The sequence below is a fragment of the Hathewaya massiliensis genome (assembly GCF_902143515.1).
GTDB classification, from domain to species: domain Bacteria; phylum Bacillota; class Clostridia; order Clostridiales; family Clostridiaceae; genus Hathewaya; species Hathewaya massiliensis.
Genome location: NZ_CABFVD010000002.1, coordinates 14,667 through 38,440, shown reverse-complemented (window position 1 = coordinate 38,440; position 23,774 = coordinate 14,667). Strand labels below are relative to the sequence as shown.

Annotated in this window: 20 protein-coding genes; 6 read left to right on the top strand and 14 right to left on the bottom strand. The window is 28.5% G+C overall.

Annotated features, from left to right (window positions below; genetic code table 11):
• Positions 1-556: 556 nt before the first annotated feature.
• From FNZ64_RS14625 to FNZ64_RS15010, 9 genes are all read right to left on the bottom strand, one after another.
• Positions 557-703 (bottom strand): hypothetical protein, encoded by a 147-nt coding sequence (locus tag FNZ64_RS14625; protein WP_185903688.1) that lies wholly within the window; start codon positions 701-703, stop codon positions 557-559.
• A gap of 116 nt (positions 704-819) precedes the next feature.
• Positions 820-1,503 carry an ATP-binding cassette domain-containing protein gene (locus FNZ64_RS05370; RefSeq protein WP_142413836.1) on the bottom strand — a complete coding sequence of 228 codons (684 nt, stop codon included), beginning with the start codon at positions 1,501-1,503 and terminating at the stop codon, positions 820-822.
• Complete coding sequence (locus tag FNZ64_RS05365; RefSeq protein WP_142413835.1) at positions 1,503-2,366, bottom strand: hypothetical protein; 864 nt, start codon at positions 2,364-2,366, stop codon at positions 1,503-1,505. The genes FNZ64_RS05370 and FNZ64_RS05365 overlap by 1 nt, the downstream gene beginning before the upstream one ends.
• Positions 2,359-3,153, bottom strand: coding sequence for a hypothetical protein (locus tag FNZ64_RS05360; RefSeq protein ID WP_142413834.1), 795 nt, complete (start codon positions 3,151-3,153; stop codon positions 2,359-2,361). Before FNZ64_RS05360 ends, FNZ64_RS05365 begins: the two co-directional genes overlap by 8 nt.
• The gene (locus tag FNZ64_RS05355; protein WP_142413833.1) at positions 3,153-4,265 is read right to left on the bottom strand and encodes a hypothetical protein; all 1,113 of its coding nucleotides are present in this window, start codon (positions 4,263-4,265) and stop codon (positions 3,153-3,155) included. The genes FNZ64_RS05360 and FNZ64_RS05355 overlap by 1 nt, the downstream gene beginning before the upstream one ends.
• Positions 4,266-4,784: 519 nt before the next feature.
• Positions 4,785-7,385 carry an ABC transporter permease gene (locus tag FNZ64_RS05350; protein WP_243129202.1) on the bottom strand — a complete coding sequence of 867 codons (2,601 nt, stop codon included), beginning with the start codon at positions 7,383-7,385 and terminating at the stop codon, positions 4,785-4,787.
• Positions 7,369-8,061, bottom strand: coding sequence for an ABC transporter ATP-binding protein (locus FNZ64_RS05345; protein WP_142413832.1), 693 nt, complete (start codon positions 8,059-8,061; stop codon positions 7,369-7,371). Before FNZ64_RS05345 ends, FNZ64_RS05350 begins: the two co-directional genes overlap by 17 nt.
• 530 nt (positions 8,062-8,591) lie before the next feature.
• On the bottom strand, positions 8,592-9,200 hold the full coding sequence (locus FNZ64_RS05340) for a hypothetical protein (RefSeq protein ID WP_142413831.1): 609 nt from the start codon (positions 9,198-9,200) through the stop codon (positions 8,592-8,594).
• Positions 9,201-9,238: 38 nt separating this feature from the next.
• A complete protein-coding gene (locus FNZ64_RS15010) occupies positions 9,239-9,577 on the bottom strand; it encodes an SPASM domain-containing protein (RefSeq protein ID WP_185903687.1) in 339 nt (112 codons plus the stop codon).
• Between the two features lie 235 nt (positions 9,578-9,812).
• Here FNZ64_RS15010 and FNZ64_RS05330 point away from each other — a divergent pair, with 235 nt between their 5' ends.
• The 3 genes from FNZ64_RS05330 to FNZ64_RS05320 all read left to right on the top strand — a co-directional run bounded on the left by FNZ64_RS05330 (position 9,813) and on the right by FNZ64_RS05320 (position 11,801).
• Positions 9,813-10,022 carry a hypothetical protein gene (locus tag FNZ64_RS05330; RefSeq protein WP_142413829.1) on the top strand — a complete coding sequence of 70 codons (210 nt, stop codon included), beginning with the start codon at positions 9,813-9,815 and terminating at the stop codon, positions 10,020-10,022.
• A 152-nt stretch (positions 10,023-10,174) separates the two neighbouring features.
• Complete coding sequence (locus FNZ64_RS05325; RefSeq protein ID WP_142413828.1) at positions 10,175-10,354, top strand: YjfB family protein; 180 nt, start codon at positions 10,175-10,177, stop codon at positions 10,352-10,354.
• A gap of 880 nt (positions 10,355-11,234) precedes the next feature.
• Positions 11,235-11,801 carry an accessory gene regulator ArgB-like protein gene (locus tag FNZ64_RS05320; RefSeq protein WP_142413827.1) on the top strand — a complete coding sequence of 189 codons (567 nt, stop codon included), beginning with the start codon at positions 11,235-11,237 and terminating at the stop codon, positions 11,799-11,801.
• Between the two features lie 53 nt (positions 11,802-11,854).
• Here FNZ64_RS05320 and FNZ64_RS05315 read toward each other — a convergent pair whose 3' ends face one another.
• The 5 genes from FNZ64_RS05315 to adhE all read right to left on the bottom strand — a co-directional run bounded on the left by FNZ64_RS05315 (position 11,855) and on the right by adhE (position 19,143).
• Positions 11,855-13,198 carry a sensor histidine kinase gene (locus FNZ64_RS05315; protein WP_142413826.1) on the bottom strand — a complete coding sequence of 448 codons (1,344 nt, stop codon included), beginning with the start codon at positions 13,196-13,198 and terminating at the stop codon, positions 11,855-11,857.
• 18 nt (positions 13,199-13,216) lie between these two features.
• The gene (locus FNZ64_RS05310; protein ID WP_142413825.1) at positions 13,217-13,957 is read right to left on the bottom strand and encodes a LytR/AlgR family response regulator transcription factor; all 741 of its coding nucleotides are present in this window, start codon (positions 13,955-13,957) and stop codon (positions 13,217-13,219) included.
• 192 nt (positions 13,958-14,149) lie between these two features.
• Positions 14,150-15,202 carry a uroporphyrinogen decarboxylase family protein gene (locus tag FNZ64_RS05305; RefSeq protein WP_142413824.1) on the bottom strand — a complete coding sequence of 351 codons (1,053 nt, stop codon included), beginning with the start codon at positions 15,200-15,202 and terminating at the stop codon, positions 14,150-14,152.
• Positions 15,203-15,329: 127 nt separating this feature from the next.
• Entirely contained in the window at positions 15,330-16,214 is an 885-nt protein-coding gene (locus FNZ64_RS05300; RefSeq protein WP_142413823.1) for a hypothetical protein, read from the bottom strand.
• Positions 16,215-16,584: 370 nt separating this feature from the next.
• Positions 16,585-19,143, bottom strand: coding sequence for a bifunctional acetaldehyde-CoA/alcohol dehydrogenase (adhE, locus tag FNZ64_RS05295; protein ID WP_142413822.1), 2,559 nt, complete (start codon positions 19,141-19,143; stop codon positions 16,585-16,587).
• A 568-nt stretch (positions 19,144-19,711) separates the two neighbouring features.
• On the opposite strand from adhE, the gene FNZ64_RS05290 reads away from it, so the two are divergent.
• The 3 genes from FNZ64_RS05290 to FNZ64_RS05280 all read left to right on the top strand — a co-directional run bounded on the left by FNZ64_RS05290 (position 19,712) and on the right by FNZ64_RS05280 (position 23,131).
• Positions 19,712-20,371: a DUF2971 domain-containing protein gene (locus FNZ64_RS05290; protein ID WP_142413821.1), complete on the top strand. Its 660-nt coding sequence runs from the start codon at positions 19,712-19,714 to the stop codon at positions 20,369-20,371.
• A 257-nt stretch (positions 20,372-20,628) separates the two neighbouring features.
• The gene (locus tag FNZ64_RS05285; RefSeq protein ID WP_142413820.1) at positions 20,629-21,828 is read left to right on the top strand and encodes an iron-containing alcohol dehydrogenase; all 1,200 of its coding nucleotides are present in this window, start codon (positions 20,629-20,631) and stop codon (positions 21,826-21,828) included.
• Between the two features lie 445 nt (positions 21,829-22,273).
• A complete protein-coding gene (locus tag FNZ64_RS05280; protein ID WP_142413819.1) occupies positions 22,274-23,131 on the top strand; it encodes a DegV family protein in 858 nt (285 codons plus the stop codon).
• Positions 23,132-23,774: the final 643 nt, after the last annotated feature.

The following is a 23,774-nucleotide window of genomic DNA, read 5'->3' as shown; positions in this document are numbered from 1 at the left end:
TACTCTCATCTCTGGTTAAGAAAATTAATGTATACTTAACCTACCCCTTTCTTAAGTTTAAACCTTTAATTTAAATTATACCTTAATTTAAAGCTATTTCCTAACAGAAAAAGAGCACCTATTTTCAAGCTATTTTCCCCCTAGCTTGTTCAAATAAGTGCTCTAGTTTCATAATATCTCTATATTATAGGATACTATAAAATATATAACTCTTAAATACAATAATATCCTCTAGTCTTCTCTAATATTTATCTAAATAGAACCTCTGTCTAAAGACTAGCCCTTTTCTACCTAGTAACCAATAAATATATAGCTGCACATATAGCCGCACATATTATAATCCAATCGCCTACTTCTGGCTTTTCCTCCTTCATACCAAATCCCCCTAAGTGCTTTTCTTAGATTATAATATATGTACTTCAAAAACCTTCTATTTGTATGTATGTTATATTATTATTTTTATAAAAACAACATCACTGTCTACTCCGTAACTATCACCTCTAAAGCTTAGAACTATGTTTATTTTGCTTTAATAATAAACATAATTCTATGAAACTTACTTAAGTATGGATGCAATCATGATCATGAATAAAACCACCATAACAATACCTACAACTTTTAGAACAATATTTTCTTTTTTAAAACCTAAAATTGTTAGTATTATAGATACTAGCCCAAATAAACAAAACATAATAGTTTTCATTGCATTAACCCCCTTATAATGAAGCTTAAAATTTCTTTAATTTATAATTAAATTATACCATGATATTTAATTCATTAATAAAACATCATAGGAAATTCTATAATCTTTTAATCTTTTTACCTAACCTTACTTATTATCCCTCTATCCATTTCATATACTTCATCACAAAGCACATCAATATCTTCTTTATTATGACTTGCTAGTAAAATGGTCTTCCCCTGTTCTTTTAGACTTAAAAATAATTCTCTCATCTCTTTAACCCCTTGATTGTCTAAGCCATTCATAGGTTCATCTAGGATTAATATTTCCTGATCCTCCATGATTGCTTGGGCTATTGCTAATCTTTGACGCATACCCATGGAGTAGTTTCCAACTTTCTTCTTGGATGATGGGTCTAACCCCACCTTTTTAATTACCTTGCTTATATGTTCTGTATTTCTTTTATTTCTTATCATGTATAAAAATTCTAAGTTTTTCATAGCACTTTTATTTCTTAAAAATGCTGGCTCTTCAATAATAATTCCTGCTGTGGTTAACAGGTCTATATCCTTATGCATCTCTTTTCCTTTAATATATATTTTCCCACTATCTAATTTTAAAAACCCACAAATTGATTTAAAAAGAACAGTTTTACCAGAGCCATTTCGTCCTACTATTCCGCAGATTTGTCCTTTCCCACATGCAAAACTAACATCGTCTAATACCTTATTTTTATTAAAACTCTTCATAGCATTTTCTACTTTAATTATGTAATTATTTTCATTTTTCTTTTCTAAATTTGCATTAGTTTTTACTTCCATTACTGTTCCTCCTTATTCCATTGAAAATCAATAGTCTTAATTCTCCATATTATTACTAAGCTTAAAATTATAATCATAGTTAAAAGCACAGGAATAATATAACTAAGTGTAGGTAATTTTCCTTCGCTTCTGACCCCAATCTTAGTCATATTCATCCAAGATACTGGAGAAACATATATAAGCCAATCATACATTCTCTTTAAATTCATTTCTACAAATGGTAAAATAATTAATATCATAGCTGTAACTATAGCAGCTAACCTTGAAAATAATATGCTAACTGCAAACATAGTAACTCCAATAAAAGAAATAACTAATCCACTTACTAAAATAAAAATTAACATAGCTTTTAAAGGACTGTAAGAGTTTAAAAGCTCATAAGGAAAATAAAAAGGTATTTTATATTCTTCTGCGGCATTGGTCATGGCTAAGGAATAAATAACTTTTCCCCAATTAGTTTCAAATCGCAACCTCCCAATTAAAGGTAGCAAGCTTAATAAACTTTCCATAATAGCTAATCCAAAACCACCTAAAATAATTCCTACAATTTTACCTAGAGCCCATTTTCTTTTCCCACTTCTTATAATTTGATACATCTGCGACCTTTGCATAAAAGGAACATTGGAATAATGATAAATAACACATGCCATAAATAAAAAATGAAAGTAGAGGTTTATAAATACAATAGGAATTACCCAAGGTGAAATTGGATAGTTAGCAGTCTGTGTAAACTTTCTTATCGGAGATAAAACTATATGCAAAACAAAAAATTGCAAAATCATAAGTACCACTAGTTTAGTACGAAAAAAATCTTGCATAAATACTTGTCCTATATACTTTGTCCTAGATATACCCTTATTCATTTTGCATTCTCCTTTTTATTTTTATATACATAGCCCAATATAGAATAAATATACATAAAGCTCCAATTCCTACAGGAAGTAAAAATGATAGTAAATCACTTTTGCATATAGGAGTATTAACCCCAAAAATAACATGAAGATTATAAGCATTCTCTCCAAAAATCGCTCCTATAAAATAATCTATGAAGTAATAAGTCATAATTGGAACTGAAAATAACAATAACTTGTTTGATATATATAAAGATATGTAGGATGAAAATACAGAAAAAACACCTGCTATTATACCAAACTGCATACTAGCTAAAGTGAAATAAAGTAGATAGTTACCATTTTTGAGAATTCCTTTAAGTCCTCCGTAAATAATTTCATTCTTATAAAATCCATTAGGGTCAATCCAAGGTAAATTACAACGTCTGGCTAGGCTATGAAGAATAGTTCCAATTACAATAGTAATTACAGCAGATAAAAAGATTACAACCACTTTTGATAATACATAAGCTCCTAGACCTCCTCTTATGACTTCAAGGTTAATATATTTATTTTCATAATCCTCGCATATGCTTCCTGCATAAGGAAATGCACAAAAAACAATTGTTAACATAAAGGGCATTCCATACATAATCATACGATAGGTATCAAAAACACTACGCTCTGCATGACGTTTGGCTACTCCAAACCACATTGTTAAAAACACACCTAAAATTGCTACCAAAAATTGTGGTGAACATATGGAACGATATAAATCCATCTTTATATATCTAAAAGTTATTTTAAATTTACTACTCATTACGGTATCTCCTTTGCTGTTACAGCATTTACTACTGTTTGCAAGTTCCCTATTATTTTTTTATTTTTGTCCATTTCCTGTACATTAAATATCCAAACAGGATTAACTTCATAGGTTCCATTTCCAACAGAAGTATCTACCATATAATATAGTTGTGCTTTTGTAACTTTATAAGATGACTTGCCTAAAACCATTCCGTACTTGTCAGCTACTGTTTTTGCTACTTTATCAAAACTTGCTAGGGAAACTTCTTTAGTATCTTTAGAAAAATTAAATACCTTTTCTATTTCCATATACTCTACACCTCTTTTAGAGTATATAACTTTAACAGGCAAGTTTTCTTCCGAAACTTTTTTAAATGTATCTGCAAAAACATGGTACACAGGTAAATCATCATACCTTTGCCACATTATAAAATAATAACAGTTATCCTCTTCACCCCAAGACTCCTTGTACGCTTTCTTATCTTCTTTACCATCCATATCCATAACAACTTCTTCTTTTTTCATAGTTTCATAATCTAGGGCATAGGCTTTATAGTTATCCCCTAAATCTATCCCTATGAAAGATAGTTTTTCTTTAATATCTTTAAAAGCATCTTTTTTCTTAGCAAAAGAAAATTCCTTATCAGCAGAATATTTCTTTACATTGTAGTCTTCATATCTTTCATCCATACGAAAAGCACTCATAACATGCCTAACAAATTTGTCTCTTGTAAACGAAAGCATAGATGATATAGGTCCCATGGACAAAAATCCTTCATTTTGCATCTGGTAATTTGTGCACTTAATTGATTGTTTTCTCTCATTTTCCTCATGGCTTTCTTGCTTTTCTACAACCTTAAGATTTGATATTAAAGTTTCAACTGCTTTATCCTTATTAATATCTTGTAATGTAGCTGTTGTTTGCACAAATGGTTTATTCTTATCCTGTCTATCAATTATAATTTCTGTTTGAAACTCAACATTATCAAAGGTTTTATTATAATTAGTCATCTTAGTAACTTCTATAGCCTTCCCTCCATCTTCAGATCCTGCAGAAGGTTCCTTAGCACTGCATGCTGTAAGCATACTACAAATTAATAAAATAGAAATGAATTTTATTTTTTTCATTTATTTGTTCTCCTATTTATATTTTTATGGTTCTTAATTCAAAGATTTATAGCTTGTCTATTATTTTTGCATCTCCTCATTGAACATTTGTTATATTTATTAATATATAAATTTATATATTAATTTACTGATTGAATTTTAATAATTTTCAGTTATTTTTTTATAATTTTTGGTAATACTTTATAAATTAACTTATATTATTTTATATTTTAGTTTACATATTGTATATATAAAGTTTACCATATTTTGTTGTGTTTTTTAATTTATATCGTTCATGGTTTTTTTATATTTTTATACAAAATAATACGCAAAATAACAATATACGATAATCTTCGTGTTTAAGAACATGCTATATAGTTGAGTCTAACTGCAACAAAGTAACAGTGCTTAACGACTATTTACTTTATCATAAGAAATATAAAGAACTTCTATTTCTACAATTTTCTACATAAAAAAAATAGACCTAGCCTTCATTCTAATTTCAAAAATTAGATAATGAATTCTAAGTCTATAAACAATCTATTCTTTAGCTCTTATATTCTCTACTATGCTCATATTTTTAAGTTTTCTAAGTGGTATTAAAGATGCTACTAAGGTTAATACTATTGCTCCTATAAACCCAATTGCAAAAACTTCTATAGGGAATTTAGGTTCATATTGCAGATAACCACTAGATGTTTTTAGTAAAGCTTTATATAAGAAGAATGAAACTCCGCTGCCTAGTATTCCTGTGATTATTCCATGAAGAGTACCTTCTAAGACAACCATCTTTCCTAATTGTCCCTTTGTCATTCCGATGGCTGTTAATGTTGCAAATTCTGACTTTCTAAGAAGTAATCCTATGGTTATGGTATTTATAATATTTACAACGCCTATAATGGTTATTAAGGTTATAAACCCATAGATAAACACGGCTACCTGTACTCTAATATTGTCCATTTCTTTTTTCATATTGTGTATATCCATATAGGAAGCATCTACTTCTGCTGCTTTTTCTTCTAAATAGCTTTGAAGACTTTCTCTTGCTTTTTCATCTTTAAATTTAATAGCTAAATTATTAACTGATAACTTACCAAATTCTTTTTTAAAGTATTCTTCACTAAAAACTAATCCTATATTACTATTTTGAAGACTTCCGTTAAATGGATCCTTGTTTAAAACTCCTACCACTGTTACTTCTGTAAATTCTTCTTTTTCAATAGCAGTTTTAGCATCTTTTTCTCTTCCATAGTTACCTATATCCTCATAAAATATTTCTTTAGTATTTGGAATTCTAATTTTGTCTCCTACTTTATATTTAGTTATATTAGATATAACTTTTTGTCCTTTACTATTTGAAACTTGATTTCTATTTATTAATAAAACTCCACCCTTATTTAGTTCATCTATATCTATTTTTCCTTCCCCTAATTCTACTTTTGCAAGTTCAAAGGAATTTTTATCATAGGAAGCATAAAAAGCATTCTCTATAAGAGAATAATCTTTCCCTTTAATCTTCTCTATTTCCGGTTTTTGTCTACCACTCTTTTCATAGTACTCTCCATTTAAATACTTGCTATCAAAATGAAATTTTCCTTCTACTATACGTGGCATATAAATCTTTTCTATACCTTCTTTACCTTTAATTTCTTCTATAATCTTTTTATCTATATTAAGCTTAGGGTCTCTACCTGGTGAGTTCAACGTTGCATCAAAGGGATAAGAAAACATTAATTCTTCACTTGCATCATTACCCACTTTTCCTATAGATGTAAATACTACAAACATTATAAGGGAAATCATAAGTGAAAATATAGTAATTAAAAATCTTTTATTGTTTCTTCTTATGTTTTTATAAGCAACAGCCCCTTCAACTCCAAATATAAGTTTTATAAGACCTGTTCTTCTCTTTTTAATCTTTTCTTTTTTAAGACTACTTGAATTTCTAATAGCTTCTATGGGTGAAACTCTAGCTGCAGTCCTTGAAGGCCCCAATACGGAAAGAACTATGGTAATTGAAGTTAGAACCAAACTTATTAATATAATTTCTGGATAAAAGCCTACCTTCATTCCTTCAAATATAAAGAATTTTGAACTACTTAATATTTTTATGGTAGTATATATTCCTAAATATCCTGATAGAATACCTAATGGTATTGCTATAGCTCCCATAATAAAGGCTTCTTTAAATACTAATTTTCTTATCTTATTAGGTGTTGCACCAATACTTCTTAAAATTCCAAATTGATTTATCCTTTCAGCTACAGAAATATTAAATGCATTATATATAACAGCTACAGTACAAATAATAATAAGAATTGCAACAAATAATAATACATTTTTCATACCAGCATTTAAAAGAGTATTATTCCCCTCTGCCATAAGTCTTAAAACACTATCATTAAAACTTATTTCATCTTCCTTAGGATTTTCATTAGTTTTAGAACTTAATCCTATGCTCTCTCCTAGCTTTTTTCCTATTTCTCTTTTGTTTTTCTTCTCTTTAAGATTTACATATACTGAATAATTTTTATCTTTTTTAATGCTATCCAGTGATAAAAAGGTATATCCTGCAATTGGCACTTCTGCATCTCCAAAATATATTTTAGAATCATAAAAACCTACTATTTTATATTTTCCTTCAATATCTTTCTGCTTTTCGTCCTTATTAAGACTTTCTAATTCGATGTAGTCTCCTATATCCTTTTTAAGCTTAGCCTTAGCCTTTTTTTCTAATAAAATCTCTCCCTTAGCTGAAGGTTTCTTGCCCTCTGTCAAATTAAAATGAATTACATTATCTAGCATACTACTATCTAAAATATCTATTCCTATTTTAAACTTATCCTGACCCTTAACTTTCATAACATTACTTTCATCTTCAACAGAAACCCCAGAGTTTAGAACTTCAAAATTCTTAGTTATTCTATCTATTTTATCTCCAGGCACCTTTCTATACATAACTTCATAATTACCACTTGATTTCCTTTCATGTGCTATAAGTCCATCCCTTAAGCTAAAGAAAAAAGTTGAAATTCCCGAAAAAAGTGATACAGCAAGAATAATCCCTACAATGGTTAAAATAGTTCTCTTTTTATTTTGCTTTAAATATCTCCCAGTAATCTCACTATAGGTTCTCACCATTCATCACCTCATCTCCCTTAACTTTACCATCTGTTATGGTTATAACCCTATCTGCCATTTTAGCTATATTTAAATCATGAGTAATTAAAACTAAAGTCTGATTATATCTCTTAATTGAATATCTTAAAAGCTCTATAATTTCCTTTGAATTCTTAGAATCAAGATTTCCTGTAGGCTCATCTGCCAAAATTAAAGATGGTTTATTCGCAAGAGCTCTTCCAATAGAAACCCTTTGTTGTTGCCCCCCAGATAACTCTGAAGGAAGATGATCTTTTCTCTCCTTAATGCCTAGTATATCTAAAAGCTCCTCCATATAAGCTTTATCCGGCTTTTTATTATCCAGTAATATAGGCATTTCTATATTTTCCTCCGCAGTAAGCACAGGAATTAAATTATAGAACTGAAATATAAAACCTATTTTTCTTCTTCTTAATATAGCAAGCTCCTTTTCCTTTAACCCATAAATATCAGTTCCATCTAAAATCACCTTACCAGAAGTAGGCCTATCCACTCCCCCTATAAGATGTAATAAAGTACTCTTTCCCGAACCAGAAGGCCCCACAATAGCCACAAACTCCCCTTTATTTATAGTCAAATTTATATCCCTTAAGGCATCCACCTTAATATCTCCCTTTCCATAACTCTTGCAAAGATTTTCTATCTTTAATAACTCCATTTCCATTCCTCCCTATATTCTTAATTCTTAATTTTAACCCTCAACACTTAGTTCTTAATTCTGATTTTATAACTGGCAAGTCTAAATTAATAAGAAATTTCCTCCTTAATATATAGGAGTAAAATCTCATACTATTTAACTAGCAGAAAACTTATATATCATATATGTATCTTCCCTATACTTTAATAATAAAGGAGTATTATTACAAATTCATAAATTTCTTTATTACAATTTTGTAATAAAGTAAATTTTATAAAAGAAATCCCTCAGGGGTCATGTCTCCCCCTGAAGGATTTCTTTTATATTACTATATTTCTTATTTATTAACTTTCCTTTTCCTCCTTGCAAAGCTTACAGCAAAAAGAGAAATCAAACCTACAAGTAAAATACTTGATATAACTAGATAACCCATTAAGGAAATATGCCATAAACAGATTTTGTATAATAAAAACTTATCTATAATCTATCCTAATGAGAATTTCCTTTTGAAATTATATTTTTAGTTTATATATCATTTGTTTTATAATTTTTTAGCTATTATTTTTTAGTTCTTTAAAAAATAACATATAAAACGAAAAATTTATCAATATAGCAATACTTACACTAATAATTAATTTAATGGCTGAATAATTAAATACTATATCATTAACTTGTTTATATAAATTTGGTATTCTTGAAATACATATAAACATTGCTGCAATTCCTATAAATATAATTTTCCTTGTATTCTCAATTGCATTTGATCTACCTTTTATTTCTGATAAATCGTAAATATAACTATACATTGATACTATTATATATATTAACACAGAAAAATATATTAATTCTGAAATATCATAGTTTGACTTTGCTATCCCAACTGATATCCAAAAAATAAGTACAACAAAATTCACTAAATTGTTATTTAACAAGCAATATATTGAATATGATGTCTTTGAACGTGGAAATTGACTAAACATTTTTCTAATATCACAAAAATAATTATAATCCGATATACTTTTCCCAATTTTTATTATAATATATAACGCTACTACTAATCCCATCTCTAACTTAAATATTGTCACACTTATAAATACAGCTAACATTATCCCAATATTTCTCTTATTTGCCATAATAGAAGATTTTACTAAACCTAACATATACATCCTCCCATTATATTATTAAACTCTATTACATATTACTCCTCACTTATACAACCAAAATTAACTCCTCCAGATATAAAAGAAGCTTTACAATTAACGCACATTAATTTTTTACTACACTTATAACACTTCGGATCTTCATAATTATTTTTTTCCCATATGGAAAACATTTCATCATTCATTAACGATTTATATAGTGCATCACTTACATTTCCTAATACAAACGCCTTATTGCTCATCTTCTGACATACTTGAATATTACCATTACACCCTATAAATATAAAGTTTTTAATACATGGATTAAAATTTTTAAGCGTTTCAAAGTTTGTATAATTAACAAATATATTATCTATATTATAACTTAACTCCTGCAAAATAAAAAGTCTAATTGGTAAAAATGTTAAAAAATAAATATATCATATTTATTTTTTCTGTATTGTAAATACCTTACATAAAAATTAAATACGGGGAGATATAAATATGCCAAGACCTCAAAAGACTTAGTATACAGGAATTCAGGTACAATAAAGCATAATGTTTGCCATATACTAGCTCAAAAATCAAATTAAAGGAAGAAAAATTAGTTGGTTTATTAGTTGTGCCAATAATTTGGTTAAGATATTAGCAGAAAAAGTAAGTAAAAGAATATACAATGTAATAGATAAATTTTGCTCTGGGATTATTTTAGAGGATAAATTAAAAATAATAACAGAAACGATTACATTAACAGCAGCTAATATGAATAAAAAGATGAAAAAATGTAATCACTATCCAATACAGCATGCCAGCATATATCTTTTTAATTTTTCTAAACATTAATTACTGCTATCCTTTCCTACTAAAACTATACTCTAAGTTGTTTTACTTTAGTAAATCTTTATTATCTCGATAACATAGTAAGCAATGGATTAGTGATGAAATAATTTTCATATCAACACTGTATCTAACACATCAATAAAGGAGGTGTTACTATGGATATAGCAGGACTTTCTATTGCAATGAGTCAGCAAAAAACTCAAGATGCAGTAGGCATAAGCTTAATAAGGATGGTTATGGGTAATGCTAAAGAAAACTCTTCAGAAATGATTAAAATGATGGAGAACATGGCAGTAGACCCTAACCTTGGTCATAGTCTAGATGTAAAAGCATAAGAATATTTATTCATATATGTACCAAATCTCTACTCATACTTTAAAGGTTATAAAGTAGTTATTTAGGATAAAAAAATTTCTCTAAATAAGGATAATTAAAATCCTTATTTAGAGAATAAAATCGTTACCCATATATTTAGCTTCTTCTTTTCGACGAAATTTAATCCCGGGTTTTTACCCGTATATTTTGATCATATGTAGCATTATAAAATTTCCTTCTTGGTATTGTTAGATGCATTATCTCTAATTTTTTCAAATCAATACCCCCCTTCTTTTTAAATATTTTTAAATAACCCTTTTAAATAATTTTTAAATAACCCTTTAAGTTCATTGTTAATCTATTTATTTCTAAGTCGTTAAGTAAATTATACTTCTTATATACTATAATTCAACATAAAATGCCTCAAAGACCTTGTGTAAATCATAAGTTGTATGTAATTGAATAAATATTCTGATTATGCTTCTATTATTATGTTTTATTAATTTAATATTTACTTATATAGTCTTTACTGATAAATTATATACAAACGCCTTAAGCTAAACCCCTCTGAAGTAAACCTATATAAATAAAATTTATAATCCAACATTTTAAAAAATATTGTTTTCTCTTTATGAGGAAACAATATTTTTTGAATAAAAATACATCATACTCTTGAAAGAGAGTTTTTTACTCCCACTCTGAATAATCTATGTATTAGAACAGATAGTCATCTGATAAACAGAACTTCATATCCTAATATAAGCATAAAATATTTCCAAAATCTTTTCATGTTGTTTTTTTTCATTTTCATGTTCTTAACTTTCCTTTTTAAAGCCTTTGTATACTAAATTCTGAAAATTTATAGTATAATATCTATAACATACATAAAAGGGTGATAAAATGATAGATACTATAGCAGATAAAGTAACCTTACTTATTAAGAATAATAGCTCCTTTAGAGATGAGGATGATCTAGCAAAAATTAACTATGGCTTTCAAGTGATATTTGGAGAAACTCTTAAAATGATTATAATTATTGCTATATTTTCATTACTAGGTTCTTTAAAACACTTATTATTTTCTATGTGTATACTATTTACCACAAGACCTTTTATGGGGGGATACCATTCTAAAAACTTTACTCGTTGTTTAATTGCATCCACCGCTTACTTTGCAATTAATACAATACTAGGTCCTAGAATTCCCTTATTCCCTTTATGGGTTTATTATATTATTTCAGTAATCTTACTTTTAATAGTATATGTGAAAGCACCCTTTCCAAATAGAATAAGACCTAGGAAAAACGAAAAGAGAAGACAAGCTTCTAGAAAAAGAGCCCTCTTCTCAGTTATATCCTGGTTTATTATATTATTATTTTTTATAAATAAAGCGGTTTACTTAAACTGTGGTTTTCTTACTCTTATTTTTCAGACAGTTCAAATATTTTTTATAAAGGAAGGTGTATAATTATGAAATTCTTTAAAAAACATAAACTTTCTTTAAATTCCTTAGGACTATTTTTAATGGGTGTTGCTCTTTTGGCTCGTCCAAGCGAATGCTATGTTTTTTTTGGAGAGCCTGACCCCCCTAAATGTCTTTTGGATGAATAATATCCTAAAAACTGTATAATCATCTTCAAAGAATAGTTGAACCTTTCCATTATGTTGTTCTACTATTCTTTTTATGTTGTAAAGGCCATATCCTCTTCCCTTATTAGCTTTAGTTGAAAAACCCTTTTTAAATATACTTTCTATATTCTCTGGTGCTATGGTCTTTCCAGCATTTCTAACTTCTACAATAGATTCTTCACCCTCTAAAAATATATTTAATATAACCCTTTTATCCTCTTCATACTGAACGGCTTCAAAGGCATTGTTTAAAAAATTACCTAATATATCGGATATCTCATAATCATTTAAATACTGCTCTATTACCCCATTTCTAATATTAAAAGAAAACCCTATATCGTTTCTTTCAGCCTCACATAATTTGCTATATACTAAAGATTTTATTATAACATTATCAATATAGGTTATATCCTCTATATTTTTATTTAAAACACCTAAAGATTTAATATACTTCTTAAGTTCTCCTTTTAACTCTTTCTCCTCACAAACTTCCACTATCCCATTTATAATGTTTAAATAGTTTTTAAAATCATGTTGTCTTCTTCTAGTCTCTTCTATAATATCACCTAGTATTGGATTGTACTTATTTTGAACTTCTAATACCTTTTTTTCTTCTGTAATCTTAAAAATATATTCGTATAAAAATAAATTTAGCGTTAAAATAACTAATAAAGTAAATAAAGTTAAAATTAAATTATTTACTATAAAAAACTTGTTATATGACCAAATTATTCTAAACATCATAAAATAGAATCCAAAATTTATTAAAAAATAAAAAATTATCTTAGAATCTAAACTAAATATCTTGAAATTTTTTGTAAAAAAGAATGCACGATAAATAATTATTACTAAAATTAGCTCTATTGTAAGACCAGTTATATGGTATTGAAAAGTACTGGAATAATTAAATCCCATAAATTTACCCACTAAAACAACCCCTAATTGAAGTAACATACTTATAACAAGCACTATAAGAAATTCTAAAATTAATTTAATTAAAGATTTTTTATAAAAAAACTTTGTTAATAAAATAATAATTATATAATTTGTAAACATTGAATACTTATTATAAAAATAAATCATATTAATTGATGATAATACAGAAGCAACTACTACAATAATAAAATTCTTACCTATACTTGTATCATGCTCTTTATAAATGAACTTTGACCAAATAAACATATAACTTATAAGTTCAACAAAAAAAATTGCAAACTGCTGTAAAAAATCTAACATCCCCCTCACCTCTATCCTCTACTGAAATATTTCTGAAAACTTTTCTAATACTTCATTTTTAAACTTATATCCTAAAAGCGCCTTTTTATCATAATTTTCAAAATATATTTCCCCTAATTTACTGTTAAGGCTTTCTATTTTACGTATAAAATCTAGATTTACTGCAAAGGATTTATGACTCTGCATTATATTGTTGCTATCTGTGAGTTCAAGGATTCTTTTTAAGGATAGATTGTTTGCTGTATAAACCCCATTTACTGTATGTATATAACTTGTTCTAAGGTTTGTTTCTATAAATATTATCTCATCAATATATATTTTTATATTAATTCCTGTACGTAATTCTAAAACTATTGATTTTCTATCCTTTAACGGAACATTATTTCTAGGTATGTTAAAAATCAGCTTTCTAGTCATCTCTAAAACTTCTTGTTTATCGTAAGGTTTTAAAATGTAGTCATAGCAATGAACTTGTTTAAAGGCTTGTGTTATGTATTCTATGTGAGTGGTTAAAAATACTACCCAAGTAAGTTCATAACCTGGAATTTTTCTCATTTCCAATGCAAAGTCTAATCCAGAGGATTTTTTTAGAGAAATATCTATAAAAAATACGTCTATGGATATTCTATTGCAAATTTCTAAAGCTCCCTTTTTATCTTCTGCTTCATATATATTTAAATCTCCGTAAGCTTCTATAAGTATATTTCTTAGGTTTTTTCTTTGAAGTCTCTCATCCTCTACTATAAGAATATTTTTCATTAAACTCGTCCCCCTTAATACTAAAGCTTCCCATCTAAAAAATTCGTTGCCCCTTTATCTATTAATTATACATAAGGAAATTATATAAGTAAAATATAATAAAAATATAATTAAAACATCTATTATATAGTTAACTCTGTGTAATAGATGTTTTATTTATAGAAAATTATTAAATTTTATACAGTTAAGTTCCTAATAAGCCCCAAAATCTCTAGCACTTTTTATCATAGCATGAAGGTTTATTGGTGGTGTTTCTGATGCTAGGGTACAATCTGGTGTTAACACAAATCCACCTTTTCTATACTTCATTTTTTCTAGGATTATTCTTCCCTCTTCATAGACTTCTTCTGGGGTTCCTTTTTGCAAAATTGTATTTCTTAAATTTCCTCCAATTATATGCTCTTCTCCTAAATAATCTCCAAGATATTGAAGATCCATTTCGTATCCTGTGGTTACTAGGGTTCTCTTCTCCATTGGAATTTCTTCTTTCCAGTATTTTAAATTTTTAGTATGGTCTCCGCACAAGTGAAGGGAACCTATTCTAATGCCTAAGTCTTTATATTTTTTATATATTTCCTTTATATAAGGAAGACTAAACTTTTCAAAGTTTTTAGGTGACATAAGTGCATGACACTCCATAGGACAAGATATTCCTGCTCCTATGTTTTCAGCTCCAAATTCCTCTATATATCTTTCTCCTGTAGCTATTATATAGTCTGTGGAAATCCTTAAAAGTTCATGAATGGCATTTGGCTCTTTTATAAACCATCTAAATATTAAGTCGCCAGCTAAAGCATAAACTATGTTCATAGGAGAACCAGCACTAATTGCAACTCCCATACCATGTTCATAACTTAGTTTATTAAATCTCATTACCCTTGAAGATATTGGTGCATTATCTAAGTCTGGCATTTTTATTTTTTTAATATCTTCTATAGAATTTACAGGTCTTTTAATTACCCTTGGAAAAGCTAGTTTTGGCTTTTCTAGTAGTTCCATTTCCCCACCAAATTCCCATACATAAGATTCTGGAAATCCATATCCAACTCCTCCATCATGTTGATGTAAATCCCTTGCCCACATTTGAGCATAAAAGGCCTTTTCAGGATTTAGATAATACTCTTTGGAAGTCATATTTAAAAGTTGCGCTGCATAAGCCTCCATATGAGGTATAACAGGAACCCTATCTATTTTTTCTCCTTTAATTAGTTTTTTCATTCTTTCATCTATAGTTAATTTATCCAAGTTCCTTCCTCCTAAGGATTTCTTATGTTAGAACTAAGTATTTCTAAAAGTCACATGTTACTGAGATTCATACTATACAAACTATTCAACCTTATATACTGACCTGCATGAATTTTTGCGCATATCATTATACTGTAGGTTTTACCTTTAAACTTATTTCTCCATTACTAGCCATGTCTCCAACTAATCTAATTATGTATTTACCATCCTTATTGCCTTCTACTTCAATAAGTTCTTCCTTATTTACTTCTACTATCTTTAAAATATTATAACTATCATCTTGAATAACCATATTAAGCTTACCTTGTTCCATTTTACCCTTATAATCTAAGTATAATTTTTCCCCCTTATTAAGCTGAAAAACTCCCATGGTATAAACACCTTGTAGTTTTTTAAAGCTAACCTTTAGATTATCTTTATCTAAAGGAGAGTTTATTAAAGTTACAGTGCAATAATTATCGTCCCCTTTATTAAGAGTAAAATTACTTAAATCTACATTAATATTGTCCTTTTCTCCTAGATAACTTCCTTTTTGAGAAGAACTATTTTTGCTTAAATCTGTCTCTATGTATTTAAGTTCTTCATATAGTTTATCCAATTCTTCTATGTTTTTTTTATCTATTTTATAAAACTGATTTTTATAGCCTATTTTATCCCCTAAAAAGCTTATGTTGTATTTTTCTTTACTGTTTATATTTATGGTATATGACCATCCCTTAAATGTCCCTTCGATTTTTTCTTCTACCTTTATAGAATCTAAAAACTTCAGTATCTTTTCTATGTCTTCCTTCTTATCTATGATTTTCTCCTTTGGAGGCGAAGGCATTTTAGCTATGGAAATCTCCTTAATGTTTTCTGTTTTTAAAGAAGATTTAAGATTTGTAATCTCTTCTTTCCCCTTTGAATTTTGAATTTTACTCTCTTCTACTTTTGCCTTATCATTTTTGGGGACGCTACATCCTAAAAATGATATGCTGTAAATTAAACATATAGTAAAAATAACCTTTTTCATTAAATCACCCCAATTATATTCTCACTAATTTCTTATAATATTATTCCTTAAAAACTATATAATTGCCCTATTATCTATTAAACCACAAAAATTTGAGGATTACATTAAATTTTTCTTAACATTTTGGTAACTAATCCGTACAATTTAAAAATAACCACCTAAATTAATAGAATGGTTATTTTTATTATTAATTACTTTTACTAATAGTGCTTATTTTATTAAGAAGGTCTATCTTTATTAATAGTATCTATATCTATTAACAGTGTATATGTTTATTAATAGTATCTATACTTATTAACACTATTTAACTTATTTTATATATTAGTATTATTTATGATTATCCTTACTAGCGTTATACTAATATATCTTACTAATATATTTTTCTCAATATATCCTTTATCTCTTCAACCATTGGCTGTCTTGGGTTTGCTGTAGTGCATTGATCTTCAAAAGCTTCATCTGCTACTATATCTATCATAGATTCAAATTGCTCTTTTGATATTCCACATTCTGATAAACTCTTTGGCATATCTAATTCTGCCATTAAGTTTTTAACAGCCTCTACTAAACTTTTTACCCCTTCTTCTGGTGTTGAAGCTGAAAGTCCTAAGTATTTTGCTATTTTTTGATATTTTTCTGGTGCTATATAATGCTCATACTTAGGGAATATTGTAAACTTACTTGGATTTTTAACCCCATTGTATTCTATTACATGTGGAAGTAAAATTGCATTTGCTCTTCCATGAGGTATGTGGAAAGCTGATCCTAATTTGTGTGCTATACTATGATTCACACCTAAAAATGCATTGGTAAATGCCATACCAGCCATACAAGATGCATTATGCATTTTTTCTCTAGCCTCTCTATCTGAGCCATCTTTATATGCTCTTGGAAGATATTTAAACACCATTTCAATAGCTCCAAGGGCTATAGCATCTGTATAATCTGATGCCATAACTGAAACATAAGCTTCTATAGCATGGGTCAAAACATCAAGACCAGTATCTGCCGTAATTGCCTTTGGCACTGTCATTACAAGCTCTGGATCTATAATTGCAACATCTGGTGTCAATTCATAATCTGCAAGTGGATATTTTATATTATTTTTCTTATCTGTTATAACTGCAAAAGCTGTAACTTCTGAACCTGTACCTGAAGTTGTAGGAATTGCAACCATTCTCGCCTTTTTACCTAGCTTTGGATACTTAAATGCTCTTTTCCTAATATCCATAAATCTTAACTTTAATCCATCAAAGTCTACCTCTGGATTTTCATAGAATAACCACATTCCCTTAGCAGCATCCATAGCAGATCCTCCACCTAAGGCTATGATTACATCAGGCTCAAAATCTCTAATTTGCTCTGCACCTTTCATTACTGTGTCTAGTGATGGGTCTGGTTCTACATCCATAAATATGTTTACCTTAACATTTACCTTTTGCAAATGGTATAGAACTTTACTTACATATCCTAACTTATCCATAGCTCTATCTGTAACTATAAATGCCTTTTTAGCTCCTAGCTTTTCTAAATATTGAAGTGAACCAGCTTCAAAATAAATCCTCTCAGGTATTCTAAACCATTGCATGTTAACTCTCCTCTTTACTACTTTCTTAACATTTATAAGATTTAAAGCACTTACATTTTGAGTTGTAGAATTTTTACCCATAGTTCCACAGCCTAAGGTTAATGAAGGCATGTTAGTATTGTAAACATCTCCAATAGCCCCTTGTGAAGATGGTGAATTAACAATTATTCTACCTACCTTTACTTTCATTGAAAATTCTTCTATAACCTTTGAATCCTTTGAATGAATTACAGCTGAGTGTCCAAGACCTCCAAATTCGATCATATCTTCACAAATTTTTATGCTCTCATCTGTACTCTCTCCTATATATAAGGCTAAAATCGGACTAAGTTTTTCCCTTGATAGAGGATATTCAGTTCCAACTCCATTTATATGAGCAACTAAAATCTTAGTCTCCTTAGGAACTTCTATGCCCACCATTTCAGCTATTTTAACCGCACTTTGCCCTACTATATCTGGACTCATAGCACATCTTTCTTTATCTATAGCAAAGGATTCAACCTTTTTAATCTCTTCTTCATTTAATAAATAGCATCCATTTTCTTGTAAAAGCTTTATAGCTTCATCAGCAATTTCTCTATCTAAAATAACACCCTGCTCTGATGCACAAATTGTGCCATTGTCAAAAGTCTTACTCATAATTAAGTCATTTACAGCCCTTTTTAAATCTGCAGACTTTTCTATATAACAAGGTACATTTCCTGCACCAACACCTAAGGCAGGTTTTCCTGTGGAATAAGCACTTTTTACCATGCCAGGTCCACCAGTTGCAAGAATCATATCAACACCTGGGTGAAACATAAGCTCTTTAGAAGCTTCCACTGAAGGTTCCTCAATCCATTGAATACAATTTTCTGGTGCTCCTGCTTTAATAGCAGCATCTCTAATTATTCTAGCTGCTTCCACGCTACATTTTTGTGCTCTTGGATGAAAGCTAAAAATTATAGGATTTCTTGTCTTCATAGAAATTAAAGATTTAAATATAGTTGTAGAAGTTGGATTTGTAGTTGGAGTAACCCCAGCTATAACTCCTACCGGTTCTGCAACTTCCATATAATTTTCCTCTTCATTTTCTCCAATTACACCAACGGTTTTTAATTTCTTAATACTATGGTATACATATTCTGAAGCAAATATATTTTTAGTTATTTTATCCTCATAAACACCCATACCTGTCTCTTCAACAGCCATTTTAGCTAGTTTTCTATGTTCACCTAGGGCAGCTATTGTCATTTTTTTAACAATTTCATCTACTTGATCACTATTTAAATTTAAAAACTCCTTGTATGCAACCCTAGCCTTTTCTACTAAACTATCGATATTTTCTTTAACTGAAGCCATATTAATCCCCTTTCACTGTTTGTTAATTTTTTAACTATATTTTTTTTTATTTTAACACCTTTTAAAATAATATTCCATATATTTGTTATTTTTTTATCATTTTTAACGTTTTTTTATTTTACTTTTATAAAATCTTATTAAATTCATATATACTTTTGTTTTTCATTTTAATCTTACAAAAATACTTCTAAATCTCTAAGCTTCTTTATACTATTTAAAATATTATTTATATATAACTTTCCCATTACTTCTTAAAATATAACTTTTTAAATCATATATAAAAATAATTAATTTAATCCTATGAAAGTATAAAACCCCACTTTTAAGTCAAAAATAACTAAGGAATTCCTAAAAGAAAATTGAAAAATAAAAAACACCACCACTATTTACCCTCACTTTTAAAAACCTAGATATATTAGAAATGAAAGTTATAATGTACCTACTAACAAAGGAAATTAAACATAATCCACTTATATATAGCGCATTTTTAAAGTTATAAGTAAATATTAAGAAAGGAATCTAAGGTGAGGTTTAACACTCATAAAAATTTTCTCACCAACTATAAATTATGAAAAATACAAAGTTAATTATAGATAAAAGTTTAAATTCTAAAACGAAGCTATATAGATATATAAAACTTAGTTGTTTTCTTGAGCTTATGGAAACCCACAGCATGTACCTTACAAACTTAAATTCTTGGGATGACCTTTGGGAACTCCCTGCAAAAAATAAAATGCCTGAAGAATTTAAAGATATGTACTACGGCCAATGTTGGAGTCTTCAGGGTATATCCGATGCGCTTTGGAAAATATATGCTAAGGATAAAGAAGGCATACTAATACAGAGCTCTGTAGAAAAATTCTATAATCTACAAGGAATAAAACTAGGAAAACTTTCCCCCGTTATGTACTACGAAGACTTAGATTTAGCCCTAAGTAAATCAAACTCCATGGAAGGAATAGATAGAATTTTTTACCATGGACTTTTAAAAAGAAAAGCCTTTGAACATGAAAAAGAAGTTAGGCTTATAACCTTAAACACAGAAACTTGTATAGATAATAATTGTAAAAAGCATGACTCAACACTCTTAGTAAAGGTAGATACATTTGATTTCATAGAGGATATTTTTATAGACCCCCGTGCTAGTAATTGGTTTGTAGATACTATTAAAATATATTGCAAAAGACTTAATCTACATATAACTCCTAAAAAATCTGACTTATTTTAGACTGTATTATAAGCCCCCTTTGTCCTATGTTCATTCACTTGAACACTTTCTTCTTTCACAAATTCAGCCCATATATGTTAAATTTGTCTTTAAACAAAGAAAAACTGTAAATATGGGTAATTGTTAAGCTTTTTCTCTTATTATTATGAGAATTCTTTAAATCTTTAAAATTATCATTATGTATATTGAACTTTAAAAAAATTAGTGTTAAACTATTAACAAATAAAAGTTAAATTTATAGCTATGGAGGGAATATTATGTGGGAAAAGACTATGCCTATTGATCAAATTTCTGAAATAAGATGTAAATCAACAGTATACTTAGGAGTAGGGGCAATAAAAAAAATCCACGACATAATAAAAGAGCTAAAAGGTAAAAATATAAACAAAATCATAGTTGTCACAGGAACATCTTCCTACAAGAGAACAGGAGCTTTTGATCATGTAGAAAAAGCTCTAAAAGATAACAATATGGAATTTGCTCTATATAACAAAGTAACAGCTAATCCAACTACGGAGCATGTAGATGAAGCTACCAAAATGGCTTTAGAAATTAAAGCAGAAGCTGTTATAGCAATTGGTGGTGGAAGTGTTATTGATGCTGCTAAAAGTGTGGCTATAATGATTAAATATCCTGAAAACACTTGTTCAGACTTGTATGAATATAAATTTACTCCTGAGGAAGCTATCCCTGTGATTGCTATTAACTCAACACATGGAACAGGAACAGAAGCTGACAGATTTGCTGTAGTAAGTGTTCTTGAGAAAAAGTATAAACCATGTATAGCTTATGATTTATCCTATCCATTATATTCAATCGATGATCCACAATTAATGATAGGATTACCAAGAAATCAAACTATATTTACCTCAGTTGATGCTATTAATCACGTAATAGAAGCATGTACAACTACAGTTGCAAGCCCATATTCTATATTACTTGCAAAAGAAACCGTAAGATTAGTAGCAAAATACCTACCAATAGCTTTAGAAGATGGATCAAACTTAGAAGCAAGATATTATTTAACATACGCATCCTTAATTGCAGGTATTGCCTTTGATAATGGATTACTACACTTAACTCATGCTCTTGAGCATCCATTAAGTGCTGTAAAACCTGATTTAGCTCATGGCTTAGGTCTTGCAATGTTAGTTCCTGCTGTAGTTAAATACACTTATGAAGTTAAACCTGAAGTTTTAGCTGAAGTATTAGCTCCAATAGTTCCAAAGTTAACTGGTGATAAATCAGAAGCTCAAACTGCTTGTGACGGTTTAAGAGCATGGCTTAAAGAAATCGGAGTTAATGAAACCTTAACCACTGAAGGCTTTAAAGAAGAACAAATAGATGAATTAACTCATCTTGCATTTAATACACCAAGCTTAGATTTATTATTAAGCTGTTCTCCTGCTAAGGCCACCGAAGAATTAGTTAGCAATATTTATAGAGAATCTCTATAAATTTGTTATAGATATAAAACAACTCCTTTAAAAGGTTGTTTTAAATATTAATATAACCATGATAATGGATTTTTAATCCCCGTGTAATATGATTAAATTAAAACATTATAAAGTTTTGATGATTTTAACCTCAACGGCATTTCCCCAAATGCCTGGAAACATTGACCCCTCAATGTTTCCTTTTAATTTTATCTAACTAATTTTCAATAATATAATTAGTTTAAGTTAAAAGGCTACCCTAATATGGAGTAGCTTTTTAATTTAAACCTTTAATCTAAAATCTCCCTGTTGGATTTTATGTCAATATCTTTTTTACTAATACTAACATTGGAATTATTATGTGTTATAATATATATAATAAATACATTTTATTAAAATTTTTAATACTATTTAAGAGCTTTAATATAAATGTATACCTGAAAAAACATAAATGGAGAAATCGAATATGTCAGTAAAAATTTTAACAGATAGCACAAGTTATATAGATGAAAATTTAAGACAAGAACTAGATATAGAAAGGGTTTGTTTAAACGTAACCTTTGATAATGAAAGTTTTAAAGAAACTGAAATATCCAATGAAGTATTTTATGAAAAGATGGATGAAAAAGGTATACCAATATCTTCCCAACCTTCAATTGCAGAAATGGAAGAAAAAATGAACAATATAGTTAACAATGGAGATGAACTCCTCTGCATATTTTTATCTTCTAAAATGAGTGGCACTTATTCTACAGCCCATTTAGTAAAAAATATGATATTAGAAAAAAATGAAAATGCTAAAATCGAAATAATAGATTCTAAGTCTAACTGTATGCAACTAGGTTTTGCTTCCATTTTAGCTGCAAAAGCTGCTAAGAAAGGAAAGTCTTTAGAAGAAGTTAAAAACATAGCTGAAGAAAATCTTAAAAGAAGTAGATTCTTATTTATACCAGATAATCTTACATATCTTCAAAAAGGCGGAAGAATCGGTGATGCAGGTGCTTTAATAGGTAATTTCCTAAAAATAATACCTATTTTAACTGTAGAAAATGGTGAAACCACGGTTTTAACTAAGATAAGAACAAAGAAAAGAGCAATAAACACCATGGTTGATAAGATGTTAGAAGACATAGAAAATTGTGGTGGACTGGGTGATATGATTATTCATCATATAAATTGTCTAGATGAAGCCCTAGAACTTTCTGAAAAAATAAAGGAAAAAATAAATATAAACATAAATATATGTGACATAGGCCCTGTTATTGGTCTTCATGTAGGACCTGGTGCCATAGGCATTGTGTATTATACAGAGAATCCCCTATGATATAGTAATATTGTAGCTACACAGGACTTCTCACTAAAATAGGAGGGCAATTATATTACTCTATGATGTAATAATGTTATAACTACGCCTTGTTAGTTCTTATTCTATTGAAGGTGATAAATTCTCTATAATGTAACCATGTTGTAACTACACTCTATAATGTTCCTATAGTATAATTTAATTATACCTAAATCATTTAAGGCTTTTGCAGTATTAAAATGCCCATACAAAAATAAACTGCAATTAGCCTTTTTACTTTTTTGTAAAATTTGTTTTTCTTAGGTTATACATTAAAGATATATAAATAGTTTTCCACAGGCTAATCTAATTTCATTGCATTATTAACAAGTTTTTCAAGAGCTTATCCACATTTTTCATGTGTTATCCACAGAGTTGTCCACATTCCATGTTAATTACCCTTATAATCTCATCTTAATCATAAAGTTTATACCTAATGAATTCTCTCTCAAATTCCGTCCATAAGTAATCCCTTTTTAATTAAATATTAATAAATCATTTAAGGTAAATTTAAGATTAGCTTAATGTTTTTATAATAATTATAGTGTACTATGTAACTATAACATTAATAATCTTAATTTTTTGTAGCCGCTCTTTTCTCTCACTTTGAAGAAAAGCAGAAAGT

Coding starts and splice junctions, on each gene's coding strand:
- FNZ64_RS14625 (WP_185903688.1), bottom strand. CDS start 703: ATGAAAACTATTATGTTTTGTTTATTTGGGCTAGTATCTATAATACTA.
- FNZ64_RS05370 (WP_142413836.1), bottom strand. CDS start 1,503: ATGGAAGTAAAAACTAATGCAAATTTAGAAAAGAAAAATGAAAATAAT.
- FNZ64_RS05365 (WP_142413835.1), bottom strand. CDS start 2,366: ATGAATAAGGGTATATCTAGGACAAAGTATATAGGACAAGTATTTATG.
- FNZ64_RS05360 (WP_142413834.1), bottom strand. CDS start 3,153: ATGAGTAGTAAATTTAAAATAACTTTTAGATATATAAAGATGGATTTA.
- FNZ64_RS05355 (WP_142413833.1), bottom strand. CDS start 4,265: ATGAAAAAAATAAAATTCATTTCTATTTTATTAATTTGTAGTATGCTT.
- FNZ64_RS05350 (WP_243129202.1), bottom strand. CDS start 7,385: ATGGTGAGAACCTATAGTGAGATTACTGGGAGATATTTAAAGCAAAAT.
- FNZ64_RS05345 (WP_142413832.1), bottom strand. CDS start 8,061: ATGGAGTTATTAAAGATAGAAAATCTTTGCAAGAGTTATGGAAAGGGA.
- FNZ64_RS05340 (WP_142413831.1), bottom strand. CDS start 9,200: ATGTTAGGTTTAGTAAAATCTTCTATTATGGCAAATAAGAGAAATATT.
- FNZ64_RS05325 (WP_142413828.1), top strand. CDS start 10,175: ATGGATATAGCAGGACTTTCTATTGCAATGAGTCAGCAAAAAACTCAA.
- FNZ64_RS05320 (WP_142413827.1), top strand. CDS start 11,235: ATGATAGATACTATAGCAGATAAAGTAACCTTACTTATTAAGAATAAT.
- FNZ64_RS05315 (WP_142413826.1), bottom strand. CDS start 13,198: ATGTTAGATTTTTTACAGCAGTTTGCAATTTTTTTTGTTGAACTTATA.
- FNZ64_RS05310 (WP_142413825.1), bottom strand. CDS start 13,957: ATGAAAAATATTCTTATAGTAGAGGATGAGAGACTTCAAAGAAAAAAC.
- FNZ64_RS05300 (WP_142413823.1), bottom strand. CDS start 16,214: ATGAAAAAGGTTATTTTTACTATATGTTTAATTTACAGCATATCATTT.
- adhE (WP_142413822.1), bottom strand. CDS start 19,143: ATGGCTTCAGTTAAAGAAAATATCGATAGTTTAGTAGAAAAGGCTAGG.
- FNZ64_RS05290 (WP_142413821.1), top strand. CDS start 19,712: ATGAAAAATACAAAGTTAATTATAGATAAAAGTTTAAATTCTAAAACG.
- FNZ64_RS05285 (WP_142413820.1), top strand. CDS start 20,629: ATGTGGGAAAAGACTATGCCTATTGATCAAATTTCTGAAATAAGATGT.
- FNZ64_RS05280 (WP_142413819.1), top strand. CDS start 22,274: ATGTCAGTAAAAATTTTAACAGATAGCACAAGTTATATAGATGAAAAT.